At 59.5% G+C, this 20,400-nt stretch carries 14 protein-coding genes; 6 read left to right on the top strand and 8 right to left on the bottom strand.

The features are described 5' to 3' along the window. The first annotated feature begins 83 nt into the window (after positions 1-83). Both sohB and CAF87_RS06435 read left to right on the top strand, forming a co-directional pair. Positions 84-1,106: a protease SohB gene (sohB, locus tag CAF87_RS06440; protein ID WP_085730745.1), complete on the top strand. Its 1,023-nt coding sequence runs from the start codon at positions 84-86 to the stop codon at positions 1,104-1,106. Between the two features lie 193 nt (positions 1,107-1,299). Beyond that, positions 1,300-6,156 carry a dermonecrotic toxin domain-containing protein gene (locus CAF87_RS06435; protein ID WP_085730746.1) on the top strand — a complete coding sequence of 1,619 codons (4,857 nt, stop codon included), beginning with the start codon at positions 1,300-1,302 and terminating at the stop codon, positions 6,154-6,156. Between the two features lie 45 nt (positions 6,157-6,201). Here the strand turns inward: CAF87_RS06435 and CAF87_RS06430 are convergent, their stop codons facing one another. Further along, a complete protein-coding gene (locus CAF87_RS06430) occupies positions 6,202-6,696 on the bottom strand; it encodes a DUF934 domain-containing protein (protein ID WP_085730747.1) in 495 nt (164 codons plus the stop codon). Beyond that, positions 6,680-8,338, bottom strand: coding sequence for a nitrite/sulfite reductase (locus CAF87_RS06425; protein WP_085730748.1), 1,659 nt, complete (start codon positions 8,336-8,338; stop codon positions 6,680-6,682). The genes CAF87_RS06430 and CAF87_RS06425 overlap by 17 nt, the downstream gene beginning before the upstream one ends. A 525-nt stretch (positions 8,339-8,863) precedes the next feature. On the opposite strand from CAF87_RS06425, the gene CAF87_RS06420 reads away from it, so the two are divergent. Then, complete coding sequence (locus CAF87_RS06420; RefSeq protein WP_085730749.1) at positions 8,864-9,937, top strand: ABC transporter substrate-binding protein; 1,074 nt, start codon at positions 8,864-8,866, stop codon at positions 9,935-9,937. Positions 9,938-9,943: 6 nt separating this feature from the next. Here CAF87_RS06420 and CAF87_RS06415 read toward each other — a convergent pair whose 3' ends face one another. Beyond that, a complete protein-coding gene (locus tag CAF87_RS06415; RefSeq protein WP_065257810.1) occupies positions 9,944-10,162 on the bottom strand; it encodes a DUF2970 domain-containing protein in 219 nt (72 codons plus the stop codon). Between the two features lie 100 nt (positions 10,163-10,262). Next, entirely contained in the window at positions 10,263-13,973 is a 3,711-nt protein-coding gene (gene metH / locus CAF87_RS06410) for a methionine synthase (protein ID WP_085730750.1), read from the bottom strand. A 158-nt stretch (positions 13,974-14,131) separates the two neighbouring features. Between metH and CAF87_RS06405 the strand changes: the two genes are divergently transcribed. The 3 genes from CAF87_RS06405 (at position 14,132) to nfuA (ending at position 18,161) form a co-directional block, all read left to right on the top strand. Further along, positions 14,132-16,426 (top strand): fatty acid cis/trans isomerase, encoded by a 2,295-nt coding sequence (locus tag CAF87_RS06405; RefSeq protein WP_085730751.1) that lies wholly within the window; start codon positions 14,132-14,134, stop codon positions 16,424-16,426. Positions 16,427-16,485: 59 nt separating this feature from the next. Beyond that, positions 16,486-17,487 (top strand): acyltransferase, encoded by a 1,002-nt coding sequence (locus tag CAF87_RS06400; RefSeq protein ID WP_085730752.1) that lies wholly within the window; start codon positions 16,486-16,488, stop codon positions 17,485-17,487. An 89-nt stretch (positions 17,488-17,576) separates the two neighbouring features. Continuing rightward, positions 17,577-18,161, top strand: coding sequence for a Fe-S biogenesis protein NfuA (gene nfuA / locus CAF87_RS06395; RefSeq protein ID WP_007959519.1), 585 nt, complete (start codon positions 17,577-17,579; stop codon positions 18,159-18,161). A gap of 46 nt (positions 18,162-18,207) precedes the next feature. On the opposite strand, the gene cobM is transcribed toward nfuA, so the two are convergent. From cobM to CAF87_RS06375, 4 genes are all read right to left on the bottom strand, one after another. After that, on the bottom strand, positions 18,208-18,954 hold the full coding sequence (gene cobM, locus CAF87_RS06390; protein ID WP_085730753.1) for a precorrin-4 C(11)-methyltransferase: 747 nt from the start codon (positions 18,952-18,954) through the stop codon (positions 18,208-18,210). Between the two features lie 91 nt (positions 18,955-19,045). Next, complete coding sequence (locus CAF87_RS06385) at positions 19,046-19,459, bottom strand: cobalamin biosynthesis protein (RefSeq protein WP_085730754.1); 414 nt, start codon at positions 19,457-19,459, stop codon at positions 19,046-19,048. Further along, a complete protein-coding gene (locus CAF87_RS06380) occupies positions 19,456-20,157 on the bottom strand; it encodes a CbtA family protein (protein ID WP_085730755.1) in 702 nt (233 codons plus the stop codon). The genes CAF87_RS06385 and CAF87_RS06380 overlap by 4 nt, the downstream gene beginning before the upstream one ends. Positions 20,158-20,168: 11 nt before the next feature. Beyond that, positions 20,169-20,366: a CbtB domain-containing protein gene (locus tag CAF87_RS06375; RefSeq protein ID WP_016983301.1), complete on the bottom strand. Its 198-nt coding sequence runs from the start codon at positions 20,364-20,366 to the stop codon at positions 20,169-20,171. Between the last annotated feature and the right edge of the window lie 34 nt (positions 20,367-20,400).

Below are 20,400 nucleotides of genomic sequence, written 5' to 3'. Positions count from 1 at the left end.
CTGGCCGCCGGGCGAGTGCATGAGTATGCTGGAGCCAATCCCCGCGCGCGTTTTTCAACGGCGCATCGTTTGAAGGAGTCACTGTGGAGTTTTTGACTGAATACGCCAGTTTCCTGGCCAAGACCGTCACACTGGTCATCGCCATTCTGGTGGTGCTGGCCAGTTTCGCTGCGTTGCGCAGCAAGGGCCGGCGTAAAGCCGCAGGCCAGTTGCAGGTCAGCAAGCTCAACGATTTCTATAAAGGTTTGCGTGAACGCCTGGAGCAGACCCTGCTCGACAAGGAGCAGCTCAAGGCCCTGCGCAAGGGCGAGGCCAAATCCGAGAAGAAACAGAAGAAGCACCCCGAAAGCAAACCCCGGGTGTTCGTGCTGGATTTCGATGGCGACATCAAGGCCTCCGCTACCGAGAGCCTGCGCCATGAAATCACTGCCTTGCTGACCCTGGCCACACCGAAGGACGAAGTCGTCCTGCGTCTTGAAAGCGGTGGCGGTATGGTGCACAGCTATGGTCTGGCGTCGTCGCAACTGGCGCGTATCCGTGAAGCCGGCGTGCCGTTGACCGTATGCATCGACAAGGTGGCGGCCAGCGGCGGCTACATGATGGCGTGCATCGGCGAGAAGATCATCAGTGCGCCATTCGCGATTCTTGGTTCCATCGGCGTGGTTGCGCAGTTGCCCAACGTCAACCGGCTGCTGAAAAAACATGACATCGATTTCGAAGTACTCACCGCTGGCGAATACAAGCGCACCCTGACGGTATTTGGCGAAAACACCGAGAAGGGCCGGGAAAAGTTCCAGGAAGACCTGGACATCACCCATAAGCTGTTCAAGAACTTCGTCGCTCGTTATCGCCCGCAACTGGCGATCGACGAAGTCGCCACCGGTGAAGTCTGGCTCGGCCTCGCGGCGCTGGAAAAACAACTGGTGGACGAACTCAAGACCAGTGACGAGTACCTGGCGGACCGGGCGAAAAACGCCGAGGTCTACCACCTGCACTATGCCGAGCGCAAAAGCCTGCAGGAGCGGATCGGCATGGCGGCCAGCGGTTCGGTGGATCGCGTGTTGCTGAACTGGTGGAGCCGGCTGACTCAGCAACGGTTCTGGTAACGGGTTCTACGCTCGTGTGGAATCTGCCATACGAGCGTATATCAACTTCAACGTATACTTCTGTCGTATATATTTCTTGTATTGTCTTGCATTGTTGTTTTATTGGATGTGAAAACATCAATTAATCCTGCTGTTTTCGAGGTCGCGTAGTCCTTAATCTGATTATTCATTTTTCAGATGACGGTTGTCGGACATGGATGTTAAAGATCGTATTGAAGAAATGCCTGAGATGACGTCAGTCGAACAGGGCATTTTTTTTGAGTTGATGAAACAACAAATGCCGGCCTGGCTGCTTAATGCATCAGCCAATGATCGAGAAAACCTCTATAACAGCCTGAGGTCCAGCTACAAGTCCCGTAAGAACTCGCTCGAACAATTACAGGCATTGAAATCCCCGGAAAGCTTTTGTGCGCCATTGCTGAGCCAGGCCATGTCAGCACGGTTGGGGGAGCCGATCAATGTCGCCGGTGCGCTATTCCAGCATGTGCGCTCGACATCAAGCCTGCTGGGGCTGCGCAAGAAACTGATATTGCCTATAGGCAGAGATCTGTTGAGCGCCGCTTGCGAGAACTTCGAACTGTCCGAAACACGGGCTGACAGTTATCACGAACGCTCCTTGCTTTACATTCCGCAGCGAGTGACCGGGGACGCCAATCGCCTATTGGCCATCGAACCCCATGAGTTCGCAATATTGTGTCGCGAACTGGATCTCGGGAAGCAATACCGTAAACATGTCGAAGCATTGTTTGGTGATGGATCTCGGCCTGCAACGCTTCAGGCTACTTCGATCACGTATTGGCGTGACCGGTTTGAAGTCGACAGGCATATCGCCTATTTGCGCGGGCACATCAGCGCCAATGTTTATCAAGCGCTCGGTTCGGTTGCCGTTTCGCAGCCTGGCAGCAAGACGCTCGATTATCAGAGTCTCGAAATGCTGGGTGTCAAACTGAGAGGGCCCATGGTCATTGGTTCGGTCATGGCGGATTCCGGCGATGCTGATCGTTGCGTCGTTTACCTGCCGCAAGACCCGGATCAGCCGCTGAGGGAGTATGCGTCCTTTCATGACGTCGAGATCGAATTGAGCAAGCGCTTGAGGAGCGCCGACTTCCTGAAGTCATTCATGCGCTTTGTCACGTTGCGGGATCGTCCGACCTTTTTCAACGGCGTGGAGGTACGGTTGTTGAACGTCACGCCTTTGCATCTCCCGTTTGAGACCCCGTATCTGCCACTGACGGTTGTGAGTCCTGAAGGCCGTGCGAAAACAGATCTCTTTCTGGCGCTCTTCGAGCATCGCGCCGCGCAAGTACGTGCCGATGCCAGAATGATGGTGGTCGCTACGGACGATGAGGATGAAAAAACACGTCAGGAAAGGCTGGAGCTCTACGAGTCCATCGGAATCAATGCATTGTTGTTTCTGGTTTCGTTCGTACCGCTTCTGGGAGAGCTCATGTGTGGCGTGGCCGGACTACAGTTGCTCAATGAAGTCTACGAGGGCATTGACAGCTGGGCGCATGGCGATCAGGAGAGTGCGACCGACTACCTGTTCGATACCCTTGAAAATCTGATAGTCATGGCGACGCTTTCCGCTGGTGGTGCTGCCGCAGGCAGAACCTACCGGGCCGTGCGCTCATCAAGTTTCGTACAGAGGCTTCAGCATGTGCCGGTTGCATGGAATGCCCGGCGGCTCTGGAGCCGTGACCTGTCGGCATTTCGTCTGCCGCAAACTGCACCAGGCCTGTTTTCGCCCGATCAGCGAGGCTTGATCCTGCACGGCAACGATCAGTTTCTCAGATTGGGGAATGACGTAATGGCGGTCCATCCGGTGCCGGGCAGCGGCTTGTGGGAGGTCGGCAGTCCGTTCCGCTCGGCCCGATACAGGCCGCAGCTCGAGACCAATGGGTTCGGAGCATGGCGACATCAAAGCGAATCGCCACAGGATTGGGATTCGCTCACGCTGTTTCGTCGCATGGGGTATCGCGAAGAAACCCTGCCGGATGAGCGCGTCTTGCAAATCCTCGCCGCCAGCAATGTCGACGAGCCCGTGATGCGTCAGGTGATCATTAACTGCAGCAGACCCCCGGCGATACTGACGGACGCCGTTCGGCGCTTTCAGGCGGACGCTGATGCAGGGCGATTCATGGCGTCTGTGGCGTCATCTTCGCCCACACGGCTGGCAGACGCGGACCTGCAATTGTATCTGCTGACATCCGAGGGAGAATGGCCGCAGGATCTCATGATCGTTGTCAGGGATACCCAGGCAATCGAAGTCGCACGGTACGGTGCGCTCAATGCTTCTCGAACCGTGGCGATCACGCAGGAGGACGTGCAAAAAGGGGCGTTCCATGTTCCGTTGCTGGCGGCACTGAACGAGAGCGAACGCTTGCATCTGTTGGGGGAGGCGAGCGAAGACCCGGGCGTTCAGGCCACATTGCTGACCTCGCACATTGGCGAACTGGCGCTGTTTCAGCGAATGGCGCTGATGGACCGCCTGTATCGTCGGGCGGACCTTATCGAACGGCCACAGGCCGAGCCGATCCGCAAGGCATTCGCGAAGCTGCCGGCCAGTGTCGCCGATGAATTGGTACGCCACGCTGATGCCAGCGAATGGCAGCAGCTTGAGTCTGGCAAGGTGCCGCTGCGACTGGCCGAAGAGGCGCGACGGTATCAACAGATTTTGCGTCTGAATCGTGCCTGCGAAGGGTTGTACCTCGACGCCGCCAGTGGTCGGGACGTGAACCAGTTGATCCTTGATACCTTGACTCATCTGCCGGGCTGGCCTGCTGATGTATTCATAGAGATTCGCGATTGGGCTGTACATGGCGAGGAAAACGCGTGTGTTGGCCCGCGTGATGCACGTTACAAGGTTTTTATCGAAACCTGTGCAGACCGATATGAGGGTCTGGGCACTGAGGAGAATCTCGTATCCAGCTCATTGACACGCACCCGTACAGATTTTTTTCGGGTTCTTTGGGAAAGTCTCCCTGTGCACAGTCGTCGTGCATTGGGGGCCGAGGCGGGAGCTGATGAATTGCGCCGCAAGATCACCTCTCTGGCGCTGGAGCGGCGCACGCAAGTCAACACCGTGTCGGGGAGCACAAGGGTCGCCGTGCGTTATCGCTCGCCCATGGGGTTGGCGGATCGACGAATCGAGCTCTCCCGTCCGCTGACGGCGGACTCAGCGACGGTAACGCGCCGGTCTGCCGTCCTGCTGCAACGCGCTCGTGAGCTGTATCCCTCATTTTCGTCCGTACAGATCGATCAGTTTCTGGCGACTCTGGACAGCGATGAGGTGGTAGCCATCAGGACACTGGAGCACGTGCGAGAACAATACCAGGCGTTGCTCCAAGCGCTGGAGCGCTGGACTCACCGCAACTCCTATTACCAGGTGGGCGATGGACCCAGGCAACAGGTGCCCACCCGGAACAAGGCACGGGCGACACGTGCGATATTGCGCGCCTGGCGCCGGGAATCATGCGTGTCCACGGCCACCGGCCTCGTTTCACATCGCTTGGCATTCGACGCGATGCCTTTGGGCGACATGCCGGTCATGATTGGCGACTTCAGCCATGTCGACGCGTTGCACATGCGTGCCGTGGGAGCCGGTGCCGGGCTGAACAGCTTCCTGCACAGTTTTCCGGGTTTGCGCATGTTGAGCCTGGCCGGCAATGAACTGACGCGCATTCCCCGTGCGATTGAAACAATGCCCGGGCTGAGGGTGCTGGATCTGAGTGACAACCGGATCCGGTTGATTGATCAGTCCCCGAATGCTCTGGCCCCTCTTGACCATTTGCAGTCGCTGGATCTAAGTTTCAATCCGATGCTGGGCCGCCCGCCGCGGATCGCTTCGCTGCGCAGACTGCGTCACTTGGGGTTGCGAGAAACCGGCATCAGCGAGTGGCCGGCCGACATGGAGGGGCTGACGGCTCTGGAGACCCTCGATCTGCGCGACAATCGAATCGTCGACATTCCCGGGGCCGTGTTCAATGCGCCTGAGGTGTTGAACAGAGGAACCAACGCCGATGGCAATCCGTTATCGGCCACGAGCCTGCAGGCGATTGCCGCCTATCAGCAATCCCGGGGAATCAACCTGGGGGTCATCACTTCTGAGTATGTGAGTGCAGCGCGCTCGCCGTCCGAAGGCACAAGCTCGGATTGGGTGACCGGCTTGCCTGCAGTAAAGGTTTCCCGGGTGAAAGAGGTCTGGTCGGCGCTGTCCGCCGATCCGCAATCCAGGCCTTTTTTCGAGGCCCTGTTGCTATTGCGTGGCACTGCCGATTATTCACGCTCACTGGGTCAGCTGACTCAGCGAGTCTGGTCAGTGCTGGAGGCTGCGTGCGAGGACGACAGGCTTCGTCGTACGCTCTTTCGTATGGCCAGGTCTGGCCGAGTAAGCACGGCCAATGCTGCTGAGGTTTTCAGCGATCTCGAAGTCAGAGTCCTGTGTTCAAGGGCGGCAGCGGATCATACCGCTGCCGAGTCGCTGGAAGGGCGCCTGATCCGACTGCTGCGAGGGCGGTTTCGATTACAGGAGGTCGAACGACAAGCCTCGATGGACGCTGCTCATCGAGCCCGGTCGGGTTCGTTCACACGCGAGCAGGCAATGGAACTGAGTCTGCTTTACCGGGTGCGGCTGGCGAACCGCCTGGAGCTGCCGGCTCAGCCCGATGCTTTGAATGTGCAACTTGAGGTCGAGGTCTCTGACGCGCAGATCAATCGGGTGTATCGCAAGGTCGCCACGGCTGAACAGACTTCGCAACTGCCGCAGTCGATGAGCAGCGAGGAATTCTGGTCTGAATACTTGATGACGACCCATGAAGAGGAGTTTTCCGTTGCCCTTGAACGCTGTGCGGCGTCCATGGCACAACTGGAACGGCACAATGAACTGTCCCGTGAAGTCGCGTCGCGGCAAGTGATGGCGATAATGGACAATCTGAGAAATGAAAATCAGCAGGTGCGGTTACGCTTGACCCACGAAGCATTGACCCGAAACCCGGGCCTGTCATTGCTGGACGGTGAGGGGAATGGCCGATTGGGGGGCGCTAGGCATTAAGTGCATGCCCCCGGACCTGCTGTTGCAGGTCCGGGGGCATGATCGTCAGCGGCGACGGAACAGCGGCAGCGGTTCGTCGGTGGCGGCCTGATAGGTCACCGAGAAGTCCTTGAGGCTTTCCAGTGCATCGTAAGGGTCTTTGTCTGCGCGCAGGGCGAAGGCATCGAAGCCGCAACGGCGCATGTAGAACAGCTGGTCGCGCAGCACGTCGCCAATCGCTCGCAACTCGCCTTTGAAACCATAGCGGTCACGCAGCAGGCGGGCGTTGGAGTAGTTGCGGCCATCAGTGAATGCCGGGAAGTTCAGGGCAATCACCTGGAACTGGTCCACGTCATCGCCGATTTCCTCGGCTTCTTCGTCAGCGTCCAGCCACACACCCAGACCGCCATCGCGGGCCTTGAGCATGCGGGCGTGCTCACGCCACAGCTGCAACGGGACGATCAGGTCGTCGCAGTTGCTGATTTCGTCGATGTTGAAATCTTTGGGCAGCAGGTGCCAGGTTTCGTCGACGACCTCGTTGTTTTTAATGATTCGCTGCATAGACGCGTTCCTTGAAGAGGTCGATGCCAATACGCTGATAAGTGTCGATGAAGCGTTCGTCTTCGGTCCGTTGTTCCACGTACACGTCGATCAGCTTCGAGATCACGTCCGGCATGTCTTCCTGAGCGAACGACGGGCCGAGGATCTTGCCCAGGCTGGCGTCACGACTGGCGCTGCCACCGAGCGAGACCTGGTAGAACTCTTCACCTTTCTTGTCCACGCCGAGAATGCCGATATGGCCGACGTGGTGGTGACCGCAGGCGTTCATGCAGCCCGAGATGTTCAGGTCCAGTTCGCCGATGTCGAACAGATAGTCCAGGTCGTCGAAACGGCGCTGGATCGATTCGGCGATCGGGATCGACTTGGCGTTGGCCAGAGAGCAGAAGTCGCCACCGGGGCAGCAGATGATGTCGGTCAGCAAGCCGATGTTCGGCGTGGCGAAACCACCTTCACGCAGTTCGCCCCACAGGGTGAACAGCTGGCTCTGCTCGACGTCGGCCAGAATGATGTTCTGCTCGTGGGAGGTGCGCAGTTGACCGAAGCTGTAGCGGTCGGCCAGATCGGCGACGGCGTCGAGCTGTTTGTCGGTGATATCGCCCGGAGCAACACCGGTCGGCTTCAGGGACAGGGTCACGGCCACGTAGCCCGGTTTTTTGTGCGCCAGGGTGTTGCGGGCGCGCCAGCGGGCGAAACCCGGGTGTTCCTTGTCGAGGGCTGCCAGTTCGGCGTCTTGATTGCTCAGCGCCTTGTAGTCCGGATCGACGAAATGTTTGGCGACACGATGCACTTCAGCTTCGGTCAGGGTGGTCTGGCCGCCTCGCAGGTGTTCCATTTCGGCGTCGACTTTCTGGGCGAATACTTCCGGTGTCAGCGCCTTGACGAGGATCTTGATCCGCGCCTTGTATTTGTTGTCACGACGGCCGTAGCGGTTGTAAACCCGCAGAATCGCGTCGAGGTAGCTCAACAGGTCCTGCCACGGCAGGAATTCGTTGATGAACGCGCCGACCACCGGAGTACGGCCCAGGCCGCCGCCGACCAGCACGCGGAAACCAAGCTCGCCCGCGGCGTTGTGGACGGGTTCAAGGCCGATGTCGTGAACTTCGATGGCCGCACGGTCAGACGTCGAGCCATTGACGGCAATCTTGAACTTACGCGGCAGGTAAGCAAACTCCGGGTGGAAGGTCGTCCACTGACGGACGATTTCGCACCACGGACGTGGGTCGATCAACTCGTCGGCCGCGACACCGGCGAACTGGTCGGTGGTGACGTTGCGCAGGCAGTTGCCGCTGGTCTGGATCGCGTGCATCTGCACGGTGGCCAGTTCCGCGAGGATGTCCGGGATGTCTTCGACCGCCGGCCAGTTGAACTGCACGTTCTGGCGAGTACTGATGTGGGCGTAGCCCTTGTCGTAGTCGCGGGCAATCTTCGCCATCATGCGCATCTGACGCGAGGTCAGTTGGCCGTAAGGCACCGCCACCCGCAGCATCGGCGCGAAGCGCTGGATGTACAGGCCATTTTGCAGGCGCAGGGGGCGGAATTCTTCTTCGCTCAGCTCACCTGCCAGATAGCGTCGGGTCTGATCACGGAACTGCTTGACGCGGTCCTCGATGATCCGCTGATCGTACTCGTCGTATACGTACATATAAGTCCTGTTCTCAGGCTTTGGGCTACTCGGAAAACGCTGCGTTTTCGCTTGCTGGAGTCCGATGGTGCCTCGGCAATTACGCGCGCACGGCCGCGCACTCCCTAATGGAGCCGGGGCAATATACCCGTTTGCAGTTATGCGCAAAAGTGATGTTTGAGTATATGTAAAGAACCAAATTGACTAACGAGAATCAGTGTCAGCTAACCCACATTTGTCGTGCGGACAATCATCGTCTTAACTGTGGTCGAGTCTTTCTGCAATCACCGATAAAACCGACAAGAGGCGATGCAATGAGCAACCCAACCAAAGCAAGGAAAAGCGATAGCAGCGTCGATGCCTGGGCCATTCTGTTCCTGATCATTCTGGTCGTCGGGACAGCGGTATTCTGGGTCAGTCATCAATAAACGACTTGTCCGGGCCCCGTTTGCGACGACTGTCCGACAAAAAACGGGATCAAGCGCCAATGGCCACTGGTTCGATGGCTATAATGCGTGGCCATTTTTCCTTGGGCCCGGATGATTCATGTTGAAGATTTTGCAACTGATCCTGCTGCTGTTCGGCGCGGTTTTCGGATCATGCGTGCGTGCAGAGTCTGTCCTGTTCCTCAACCCGGGTTCGACGCAGGAAGCGTTCTGGGTCAGTTATTCGCAATTCATGCAGGCGGCGGCCCGGGATCTGGGCATCGATCTGCAAATTCTTTATGCCCAGCGCCAGCCGGAATTGACGCTGGCCCAGGCGCGACTGGCGTTGCAGGGGCCAAGCCGACCCGATTATCTGGTCTTCGTCAATGAGCAGTACGTCGCCCCTCAGATCATGCGTATGGCCTACAACAGCGGTGTGAAGCTGTTCATCGTCAATGCTGCGCTCACGCCTAACCAGCAAGCGCTGGTCGGTGAACGGGCTGACCGCATCGGCAGTCTGGTGCCCAATGACGAAGAGGGTGGTTATCTGATGATGAAGGAGCTGATTCGCCTTCATCCCGCGGTGGCGCCCGGCGACACCATTGAGTTGCTGGCGTTCTCCGGCCTGAAAATCACGCCGTCGTCGCAATTGCGAGAGAAAGGCATGCAACGGGCGCTGGCCGAACATCCTCAAGTGCGTCTGCGGCAACTGGTTTACGGCGGCTGGAAGCAGCAACGTGCCTACGAGCAGGCCAGGCAATTGCTGGTTCGGTATCCCGACGTATCGCTGGTGTGGGCGGCCAATGATGAAATGGCGTTCGGTGCGATGCGGGCCTTTACCGAGGCCGGCAAGGTGCCCGGCAAGGATGTGTTGTTCAGTGCGGTCAACACGTCGCCGGCCGCTTTGCAGGCGGTGGTGGACGGCCGTTTGAGCGCCTTGCTTGGCGGACACTTCACGCTGGGCGGCTGGGCTTTGGTGGAACTGCACGATTATGAGCAGGGCGTCGATCTGAATCAGTACGGAGGCCGTGACCGGCAGGTCCCTTTGCTGCAACTGATCGATAAAAAGCACGCGCAGCAAATGCTCGACATGGGGGCGTCACCGGACTACGGCGTGCACTTTCGCAAGCTCTCGGCGAAGGGCCGCCCGGCCTCGTACCGCTATCCGTTCAACCTGCAAACCCTGATGCACTGAGGCTGTTCAGGCGCCCGCCAGATGCACCACCAATTGCACGATGCCGAACAGTGTCAGGGCGAACACGGCCGTGAACGCAATGCCCAGGAAGATGAAGTGGCTGGGCTTTCCATGGGTGAAATCCCTTGCCCGGTTCTTGCCGCTCTGAACCCCGAATGCTGCCGCCATGACGCTGTGCAGCATTTGCCAGAAGGTCGGAGGCTTGTTGTCGACTGGATCGTCCATAAATCCCTCGTCTGCCGTGTGTGTCAGACAAGCATAGTCAACCCATGAAAAAAGACCGCAGCCTGCGGGGCAGGCTGCGGTCTTTTGTTCCGGCTCTGGGTTAGTTGTCGTAACCCAGGTTCGGCGCCAGCCAGCGCTCGGTCAGGCTCAGTTCCTGGCCTTTGCGTGAGGTGTAGCTCTGGACCTGATCCTTGTCGATCTTGCCCACGGCGAAGTACTGCGCCTGCGGATGGGCAAAGTACCAGCCGCTGACCGCTGCCGCCGGGAACATCGCGTAGTGCTCGGTGAGGAACACGCCGCTGCGGCCGGCGCGCATTTCCTGGGCTTCGGGATCGAGCAGGGCGAACAGGGTGGCCTTCTCGGTATGATCCGGGCACGCCGGGTAGCCCGGGGCAGGGCGAATGCCGGAATACTGCTCTTTGATCAACGCTTCGTTGTCGAGGGCTTCATCCTTGGCGTAACCCCAGTGCTCTTTACGCACCTGCTGGTGCAGCCATTCGGCGCAGGCTTCGGCCAAGCGGTCAGCCAGGGCCTTGACCATGATCGAGTTGTAATCGTCGCCAGCGTCCTGATAAGCCTTGGCCACTTCTTCGGCGCCGATCCCGGCGGTGGTGATGAAACCACCGACGTAGTCGGTCACTTCGCTGTCCTTCGGCGCGACGAAGTCGGCCAGGGAGAAGTTCGGCTTGCCGTCGGTCTTGATGATCTGCTGACGCAGGTGATGCAGGCGGGCCAGTGGCTTGCCGTCATCGCCGTACAGTTCGATATCGTCGTCGTGCACCTGATTGGCCGGCCAGAAACCGAACACCGCACGGGCGCTGATCAGCTTCTCGTCGATCAGCTTGGTCAGCATCTCGCGGGCGTCCTTGTACAGCGAGGTTGCCGCTTCACCGACGACTTCGTCCTCGAGGATGCGCGGGAACTTGCCGGCCAGGTCCCAGGAGATGAAGAACGGCGTCCAGTCGATGTACTCGGCCAGGACGTTGAGGTCGATGTTGTCCAGCACACGGGTGCCGGTGAAGGTTGGTTTGACCGGTGTGTAGGACGCCCAGTCGAACTGCGGTTTTTTCGCGATCGAGGCGGCGTAGCTCAGCCGTTCGGTACGGGCGCTGCGATTGGAGGTGCGTTCACGCACGTCGATGTACTCTTCGCGGGTCTTCTCGACGAAACCAGCCTTGAGTTCCTTGGACAGCAACTGCGTCGCCACGCCTACGGCGCGGGAAGCGTCGGTGACGTAGACCACGGCATCGTTGCTGTACTTTGGCTCGATCTTCACCGCCGTGTGTGCCTTGGAGGTGGTCGCGCCGCCGATCATCAGCGGCAAGTGGAAGTCCTGGCGCTGCATCTCGCGGGCCACGTGGACCATCTCATCCAGCGACGGAGTGATCAGGCCGGACAGGCCGATGATGTCGCATTTCTCTTCGCGGGCCACCTGCAGGATCTTCTCCGCCGGCACCATCACGCCGAGGTCGACGATGTCGTAGCCGTTGCAGCCCAGCACCACGCCGACGATGTTCTTGCCGATGTCGTGCACGTCGCCTTTCACGGTGGCCATCAGGATCTTGCCCTTGGCTTCCGGCTTGTCGCCTTTTTCCAGCTCGATGAATGGAATCAGGTGGGCCACGGCCTGTTTCATCACGCGGGCGGACTTCACCACCTGCGGCAGGAACATTTTGCCGGCGCCGAACAGGTCGCCGACAATGTTCATGCCCGCCATCAACGGGCCCTCGATCACTTCGATCGGGCGAGCGAAGGACTGGCGGGATTCTTCGGTGTCTTCGACGATATGGGTAGTGATGCCCTTGACCAGTGCGTGCTCCAGACGCTTGTTGACGTCCCAGCTGCGCCATTCTTCGGTCTCGGCTTCCTTGACGCTGCCGTCGCCCTTGTACTTGTCGGCGATGGCGAGGAGGGCGTCGGTGCCTTCCGGCGTGCGGTTGAGGATCACGTCTTCAACGGCGTCGCGCAGTTCTTGCGGGATCTGGTCGTAGATTTCCAGCTGACCGGCGTTGACGATACCCATGGTCAGGCCGGCGCGGATCGCGTACAGCAGGAACACCGAGTGGATCGCCTCACGCACCGGGTTGTTGCCGCGGAACGAGAACGACACGTTGGACACGCCGCCGGAGCTCAGGGCATACGGCAGCTCGTCGCGGATGTAGGCGCAGGCGTTGATGAAGTCCACAGCGTAGTTGTTGTGTTCTTCGATACCGGTGGCCACGGCGAAGATGTTCGGGTCGAAGATGATGTCTTCAGGCGGGAAGCCGACTTCGTTGACCAGAATATCGTAGGAGCGTTTGCAGATCTCTTTCTTGCGCGCTTCGGTGTCGGCCTGGCCGGCTTCGTCGAACGCCATCACTACAACTGCCGCGCCGTAACGCTTGCACAGCTTGGCGTGATGGATGAACTGCTCGACGCCTTCTTTCATGCTGATCGAGTTGACGATGCCCTTGCCCTGAATGCATTTGAGGCCGGCTTCGATCACGTCCCATTTCGAGGAGTCGATCATGATCGGTACGCGGGAGATGTCCGGTTCACCGGCAATCAGATTGAGGAAGGTCACCATGGCCTTCTTCGAATCGAGCATCCCTTCGTCCATGTTGATATCGATCACCTGGGCGCCGGCCTCGACCTGCTGCAGGGCGACTTCCAGGGCTTCGGTGTAGTTGTCTTCACGGATCAGGCGGGCGAATTTCGCGGAACCGGTGATGTTGGTCCGCTCGCCGACGTTGACGAACAACGAGCTGCGATCGATGGTGAACGGTTCCAGACCCGACAGGCGGCAGGCCTTTGGAATGTCCGGAATCTGCCGTGGCGCGTAACCGGCGACGGCTTTGGCGATGGCTTCGATGTGGCCCGGGGTGGTGCCGCAGCAACCGCCGACAATATTGAGAAAACCGCTCTGGGCGAATTCTTCGATGACCTTGGCGGTGTCCACCGGCAGTTCGTCGTACTCGCCGAATTCGTTTGGCAGGCCAGCGTTCGGGTGCGCCGAGACGTGGGTGCTGGCCTTGTCCGACAGCTCTTCCAGGTACGGACGCAGTTCACGGGCGCCGAGGGCGCAGTTCAGACCGACCGAAATCGGCTTGGCGTGAGCCACGGAGTTCCAGAACGCTTCGGTGGTCTGGCCCGAGAGGGTCCGGCCGGAAGCGTCGGTGATGGTGCCGGAGATCATGATCGGCAATTCGATGTGCAGCTCTTCGAACACGCCTTGCACGGCGAAGATCGCAGCCTTGGCGTTGAGGGTGTCGAAGATGGTTTCGATCAGGATCAGGTCGGCGCCGCCTTCGATCAGGCCTTTGGTGGCTTCGGTGTAGTTCTCCACCAGCTCATCGAAGGTGACGTTGCGGTAGCCCGGGTTGTTGACGTCCGGCGACAACGAGCAGGTGCGACTTGTAGGACCGAGCACGCCGGCGACGAAGCGCGGCTTGTCCGGGTTCTCGGCGGTCTTGGCGTCGGCGACCTTGCGCGCCAGTCGTGCGCCTTCTACGTTGAGTTCGTAGGCCAGCTCTTCCATGCCGTAGTCGGCCATGGAAATGCGGGTGGCGTTGAAGGTGTTGGTCTCCAGGATGTCGGCACCGGCATCCAGGTAGGCTTTCTCGATACCGCCGATCACGTCGGGACGGGTAATGACCAACAGGTCGTTGTTACCCTTGACGTCGGTCGGCCAGTCGGCGAAACGCTTGCCGCGATAATCCTGCTCTTCGAGCTTGTAGCTCTGGATCATCGTGCCCATACCGCCATCGAGTATCAGGATGCGCTCTTTGAGGGCTTGCTTGAGAGCTTGAAGGCGGACGCTGCGATCGGACATTGGGACTACTCGAAAAGACCATGACGAAGGAGCGGGATCATAACAAACCTGTGCGGATTTAGAGCATGTGGCGCTTTTGCATGAATATCGCTCATGTTGGCACGGGCGTCATAACGGTAGAATCGCGGCGTTTTTTATTCAGGATCAGGATCAGGGAAATGTCGTACCGCGTCGTCAGCATGGTGTTGCTGTTTTTGAGCTTTGGCGCGGCGGCGCAAAGTCCTGCGATCTCGCCTTCCATTTCTTACACTCGCGACATCCAGCCGATCTTCACCGAGAAGTGCGTGGCCTGCCACGCGTGCTACGACTCCGCCTGCCAATTGAACCTGGGCAGCGGTGAGGGCGCGGCCCGGGGCGCAAGCAAAATGCCGGTCTACGACGGCGAGCGCACTCAGGCGGCGCCGACCACGCGGCTGTTCTACGACGCTTTTGGCAAGCGTGCCTGGCAGCAGAAAGACTTCTATTCTGTGCTCGACGCCCAGGGCAGTCAGGCGGCGCTGATGGCGCGCATGCTGGAGCTGGGGCACAAAACGCCACTGACTCCCAATGCCAAACTGCCGGAAGACATCGTCCTCGGTCTGCAGCGGGAAAACATGTGCGCGATGCCTGTCGAATTTGACGGCTATGCCGGTGCTCACCCGAAAGAGGGCATGCCGCTGGCGGTGACCGGCCTGTCCGATCAGCAATATCAGACGTTGCAGCGCTGGCTGGCGTCCGGCGCGCCGATCGATGAGCAAGGCCTGGCGCCGAGCGCCAAGGAAGCGCTGCAGATCGTGCAGTGGGAAAACCTGCTCAACCAGCCAGGGGCGCGGGAAAGTCTGGTCGGGCGCTGGTTGTTCGAACACTGGTTTCTGGCGCACATCTACTTCAAGGACGGTGAGCCGGGGCATTTCTTCCAGTGGGTGCGTTCGCGCACGCCGACCGGCCAGCCGATCGATCTGATTGCTACCCGCCGTCCGAATGACGACCCGGGCACCCAGGTGTATTACCGCCTGTGGCCGGTGCAGGGCGTGATCGTGCACAAGACCCACATCACTTATCCGCTGAGTGCGGCGAAGATGGCGCGGGTCAAAAGCCTGTTCTACAACGGCAATTGGCAGGTGCATGCGTTGCCGGGTTACGGGCCGCAGAGCCGGGCCAATCCGTTCGCGACCTTCGAGGCGATTCCGGCGCAGGCGCGGTATCAGTTCATGCTCGATAACGCCGAATACTTCGTGCGTACATTTATTCGCGGCCCGGTGTGCCGTGGGCAGATCGCAACCGACGTGATCCGCGACAACTTCTGGGCGCTGTTCCAGGCGCCGGAACATGACCTGTACATCACCGACCCGAATTATCGCGGCCAGGCCACACCGTTGCTGGCGATGCCGGGGCAGAACGACGATGTCGGCAGCGTCCTGAGCCTGTGGCACGACTATCGCAACAAGCGCAACAAGTACGAAGCCCTGCGCCGGGACAGCTACGCCGAACTGCCGGCGCCGAGCTGGTCGACCCTGTGGGCGGGTAACGACAATGCGCTGCTGAGTATCTTCCGCCACTTCGACAGCGCCTCGGTGACCAAAGGCCTGATCGGTGAAGTGCCACAAACCATGTGGCTGTTCGACTATCCGCTTTTGGAACGCACTTACTACCAGTTGGCAGTCAACTTCGATGTGTTCGGCAACGTCTCCCATCAGGCGCAGACACGGCTGTACTTCGACTTGATCCGCAATGGCGCCGAACAGAACTTCCTGCGCCTGATGCCGGCCGATTCCCGCGAGGATTACCTCGACGATTGGTATCAGAGCAGCGGCCAGTTCAAGATGTGGCTGGATTACGAGTCCATCGACGACGACAAGCCAACCGCGCTGAAACTCGACGAAAAAGACCCGAAACACGATTTCGCCATGCAGTTGCTCGCTCGCTACGGCGACCTCAACGCGCGGCCCGATCCGATCAACCGCTGCGTGGATGCCTACTGCTCGCGGCCGAACATCGACCCGGCGCTGCAAAACGCCGAACAGGCCCTGAGCCGCCTGACGGCGCGTCCTGCAGCCGGTCTGAAGGTGATCGATCAATTGCCGGAAGCGACGATGCTGCGCATCGAAACCCGCAGCGGCAAGCGTGAGGTCTACAGCCTGCTGCGCAACCGCGCCCACAGCAACGTGGCGTTCCTGCTCGGTGAATCGCTGCGCTATCAGCCGGGGCTCGATACCCTGACCATTTATCCGGGCGTGCTCAGCAGTTATCCGAACTTCATGTTCAACATCCCGGCGGATCAGGTTCCGGCGTTTGTCGATGCCATGGAAAGCGCCAAGGATGCACCGCAGTTCGAGAAGATCGTCGAACGCTGGGGCATTCGTCGCAGCCATCCGCAGTTCTGGTTCTATTTCCATGACCTGAGCCAGTACATCCACGAAACCGACCCGGTGGAAGAGGGCGTGCTGGATATGAACCGGTACGAGAATCTTTGATCGTTTGATCGACGGCCGCTGTCCCAATCCTGTGTAGGACGGGATCGGGAGCGCCATCGATGTTGATTTCAGTGCAGGCCCTGCGAGCGCTCGCCGCGTGGGCGGTGGTCTGCCATCACTTCATGCAGATTTTCTTCGACTTCAAGGCGCGCGGGCCGATAGGGCAGCTGTTCATCGACAAAGGCGCGGTGGGCGTCGATATCTTTTTCGTGATCAGTGGGCTGGTGATTTTTCTGTCCACCGAAGGGAAGGCGCTGCCACCGGCGCGGTTTCTGCTGTATCGACTGTTTCGCATTGTCCCGGCGTATTGGCTCTACACCGTGCTGATGGCATTACTGGTGGTGTTTACCCAACCGCTGCTGCCGGATCAGACGGTGGACTGGCGTCATTTGCTCCTGTCGTTGCTGTTTATCCCGACGGAAAACCCCGGCGGCTACGGGATCTATCCGACCCTGAATGTCGGCTGGACACTCAATTATGAAATGTTGTTCTACGTGCTGTTTGCATGGGCATTGCTGTTCCGGTTGAACGTCCGCTTGCTGGTGGTTGGTGCGTTGCTGTTCACCGTGTGCCAGGCCTGGACCGGGTTTGGCTGGGTCAGTGAGTTCTATCGTTCGGATATCGTCTATGAATTTCTGCTCGGCATCGGTATCGGCATGCTGTATCGCAGGGGCTGGATCGGACAGGGTTTGTGGATGGCGCTGACGGTGATCGGCGCGGCGTTACTGGCTATCTATTATCTGCCGCCATCGCCCCGGTTGCTGAACTGGGGCGTTCCAAGTGCGGTGCTGGTCATGGCGTGTATGGCGCTGGAGCGGCATGTCGAACGCAACCGTGTGCTCAAGCTGCTGGGCGACTGTTCCTACTCGGTTTATCTGATGCATGTTCTGGTGTTATCTGCTGGCGGATTTCTGGCACATCGCTATGGGATCAATCCATATTTGATGTTCCTCCTGTGTGCCGTGGCGATTGGCGTGGGCTCCTGGTTGAGTTATCAATGGGTAGAAAAGCGCAGTTATCAATGGCTTAGAACGCGAATCGACGGCAAACCAGCGGATTAGGCGATTGCGAACTATTCCTACGTAAATACTGGGACTTTGTGCCGCGCGCCGATTGGCGTAAACTCCGCCCAAGCCTGCGAGGAGTTTCCATGACCGCTATTACCATTACCGACGCCGCCCATGATTACCTGGCCGATCTGCTGTCCAAGCAGAACACCCCGGGCATCGGCATCCGCGTTTTCATCACCCAGCCTGGCACCCAGTACGCCGAAACCTGCATTGCCTATTGCAAGCCGGGCGAAGAGAAACCTGAAGACACAGCGCTGGGGCTGAAAAGCTTCACTGCCTACATCGACTCGTTCAGCGAAGCGTTCCTCGACGATGCCGTCGTCGACTACGCCACCGACCGCATGGGCGGCCAGCTGACCATCAAGGCACCAAACGCCAAGGTTCCGATGGTCAACGCCGACAGCCCGATCAACGAGCGCATCAACTATTACCTGCAAACCGAAATCAACCCGGGGCTCGCCAGCCACGGCGGTCAGGTCAGCCTGATCGATGTGGTTGAAGACGGCATTGCCGTGCTGCAGTTCGGCGGCGGTTGCCAAGGCTGCGGCCAGGCGGACGTGACCCTGAAGGAAGGCATCGAACGCACCTTGCTCGAGCGCATTCCGGAGCTCAAGGGCGTTCGCGACGTGACCGACCACACGCAGAAAGAAAACGCCTACTACTAAGGCGTTCGCTGCGGCATAAAAAACGGCGCCCCGTGAGCGCCGTTTTTTATGGTCGATACAAATGTGCATGCCCCGCGCGATACAGTGACGATTCACTGAAGTGATCGCTGCCCAACACCCGGCCGACCAGAATCAGTGCTGTACGCCGAAAGCCCTTGTCGGCAACCTTTTCGGCAATGTCCTCCAGCGTCCCGACGACCCAATCCTGATCCGGCCAGGTCGCCCGGTGGATCACGGCGATCGGGCAGTCCGCGCCATAGTGCGGCAGCAACTCGGCGAGGATCTTCTCCAGATGATTGACCCCCAGATGAATCGCCATGGTCGCCGCGTGCTGCGCCAGGTTGCCCAGTTCTTCGCCGGCAGGCATCGCAGTCTTGTCCGCATAACGGGTCAGGATCACGCTTTGCGAGATGTCCGGCAGGGTGAGTTCGGCGCCCAGTAGCGCGGCGCAGGCGGCGGTTGCCGTTACACCGGGGATGATTTCGAACGGGATTTGCAGCTCGCGCAGATAACGAATCTGCTCGCCGATGGCACCATACAGGCCCGGATCGCCCGAATGTACTCGCGCCACATCCTGGCCCTTGGTGTGGGCGGTCTTGATCAGGTCGATGATCTGTTCCAGATGCAGTTCGGCGCTGTTGACTACGGTTTCAGCCGAATGACCTTCCAGCACCGCCGCCGGCACCAGTGAACCAGCGTAGATGATCACCGGGCAGCTGCGGATCAGCCGCTGGCCTTTGACGGTGATCAATTCCGGATCGCCGGGGCCGGCGCCGATGAAGTAAACGGTCATCGTTGGATCCTGTGAAAGTAGGGTAGGTCGAGGCTTCAAGAGCGCTTCAGATGAAGAACGCTCATGATCGAAAGCGGGGATTATCGGAAATTTACGCTGCGCCGGCCAATGCCAGTGTGGCCTGGGCGTATTTTTGCCGGGATATCAGCAGTTTTGCCGGGGCTTGAATCAGCTGTTCGGCGAGCGCCAATGCAGCGCTTTCCGCCACGCCGTAGCAACCGGTGCGTTCGAAGGCGATCTGTGAATGGTGACTCAGTCGTTGCTGATAACTGGCCAGTTCTTCGCTGCTGAAGTACAGCAACGGCAGCGCCAGTTGAGCCGCCAGTTCCTGCAGGCCGGGTTCGTCGCGTTTCAAGTCGATGCTGGCCAAAGCCTTGACCGCTTCGAGTTCGATGCGATGGGCCTGTAAGGCCTGGTCGAGCAAGGCGCGCAGCGTACTGGCCGGGCAGCCGCGCTGGCAGCCCAGGCCGACCACCAGGGTCGGCGCTGCGCTGTCATCGGTCATGCGTGGTATTGACCATCGCTTTTGCGGCGGAACAACCAGGCGCTGATCAGGCCGAGGGCCAGCCAGAACGCCACGTTGGTCAGCTGCGAAGCGATTTTGAACTGGGCTTCCAGTGCTACCGGAGCAAGCATCGAGTGCACTTCCGGTTGCGGAGCGCCGATCACGTGCGGCACAGCAAGGATCGCTACGCCGAGGATCTTCAGCAGCCAGTTGCCACCGAACGCGATCAACGCCAGGCCGACAGCGGTTGACGCGGCGGTGCCGATCCACCACATCTGGCGCGATGCCAGGTCGGCGGCGGCGGTGCCCGGCAGCTCGGGCGGCAGGCCCAGTGTCGGGGCGAGCACGAAAGTCGCATAACCGGCCAGCCCCCAGAGCAGGCCTTGCGAGGTCTTGGTCGGCGCACGCAGGGTGTACAGACCGGCCAGCATCAGGGCGAAACCCACGGCAACGACCAGATTGCCGCCGGTGGTGGAAACCACTCGCTGCCAGCCGTCTTTCGGCTCCCAGGCTTCGGCATCGTGGGTGTGGGCGGCGGTACCGGAGGCGTGTTCGTGGACTTCGGCCACCGGTTCGGCTTTCTCGAAGGTCTCGGCCTGAAGAATCAGCGGCGATACCCAGAAGCTTTGCAGCAACGTCAGAAGCAGGGCAGCCAGAAGGCCGGTGAAACCTGCGGTCTGCGCAATACGCTTGATCATGTCGTCAGGTCTCAGTGGCACGGGAACGCAGCGCTGTGGCGGGTATCGTGCGCGGCGTTGTGAACCGCTTCGATGTGCGAGAAACCGGCGAAGTAGACCAGGCTGGCACCCAGGATCGACGCGAAGATCGCAGCGGTCAGGCGTTGGCTCAGGGTGGTGGTGCTGGAGATTTTGTCCGTGTTGCTGCCGGTGCTGCTGATGATCGACATGGCGCTTCCCTCTGGTGTGTCAGCGGGTGAACGG

Origin of the sequence: Pseudomonas sp. R38(2017) (genome assembly GCF_002112395.1) — a bacterium.
Lineage (GTDB): Bacteria > Pseudomonadota > Gammaproteobacteria > Pseudomonadales > Pseudomonadaceae > Aquipseudomonas.
The sequence above is the reverse complement of the archived record's forward strand: the minus strand, read 5'-3'. Positions and strand labels throughout refer to the sequence as shown.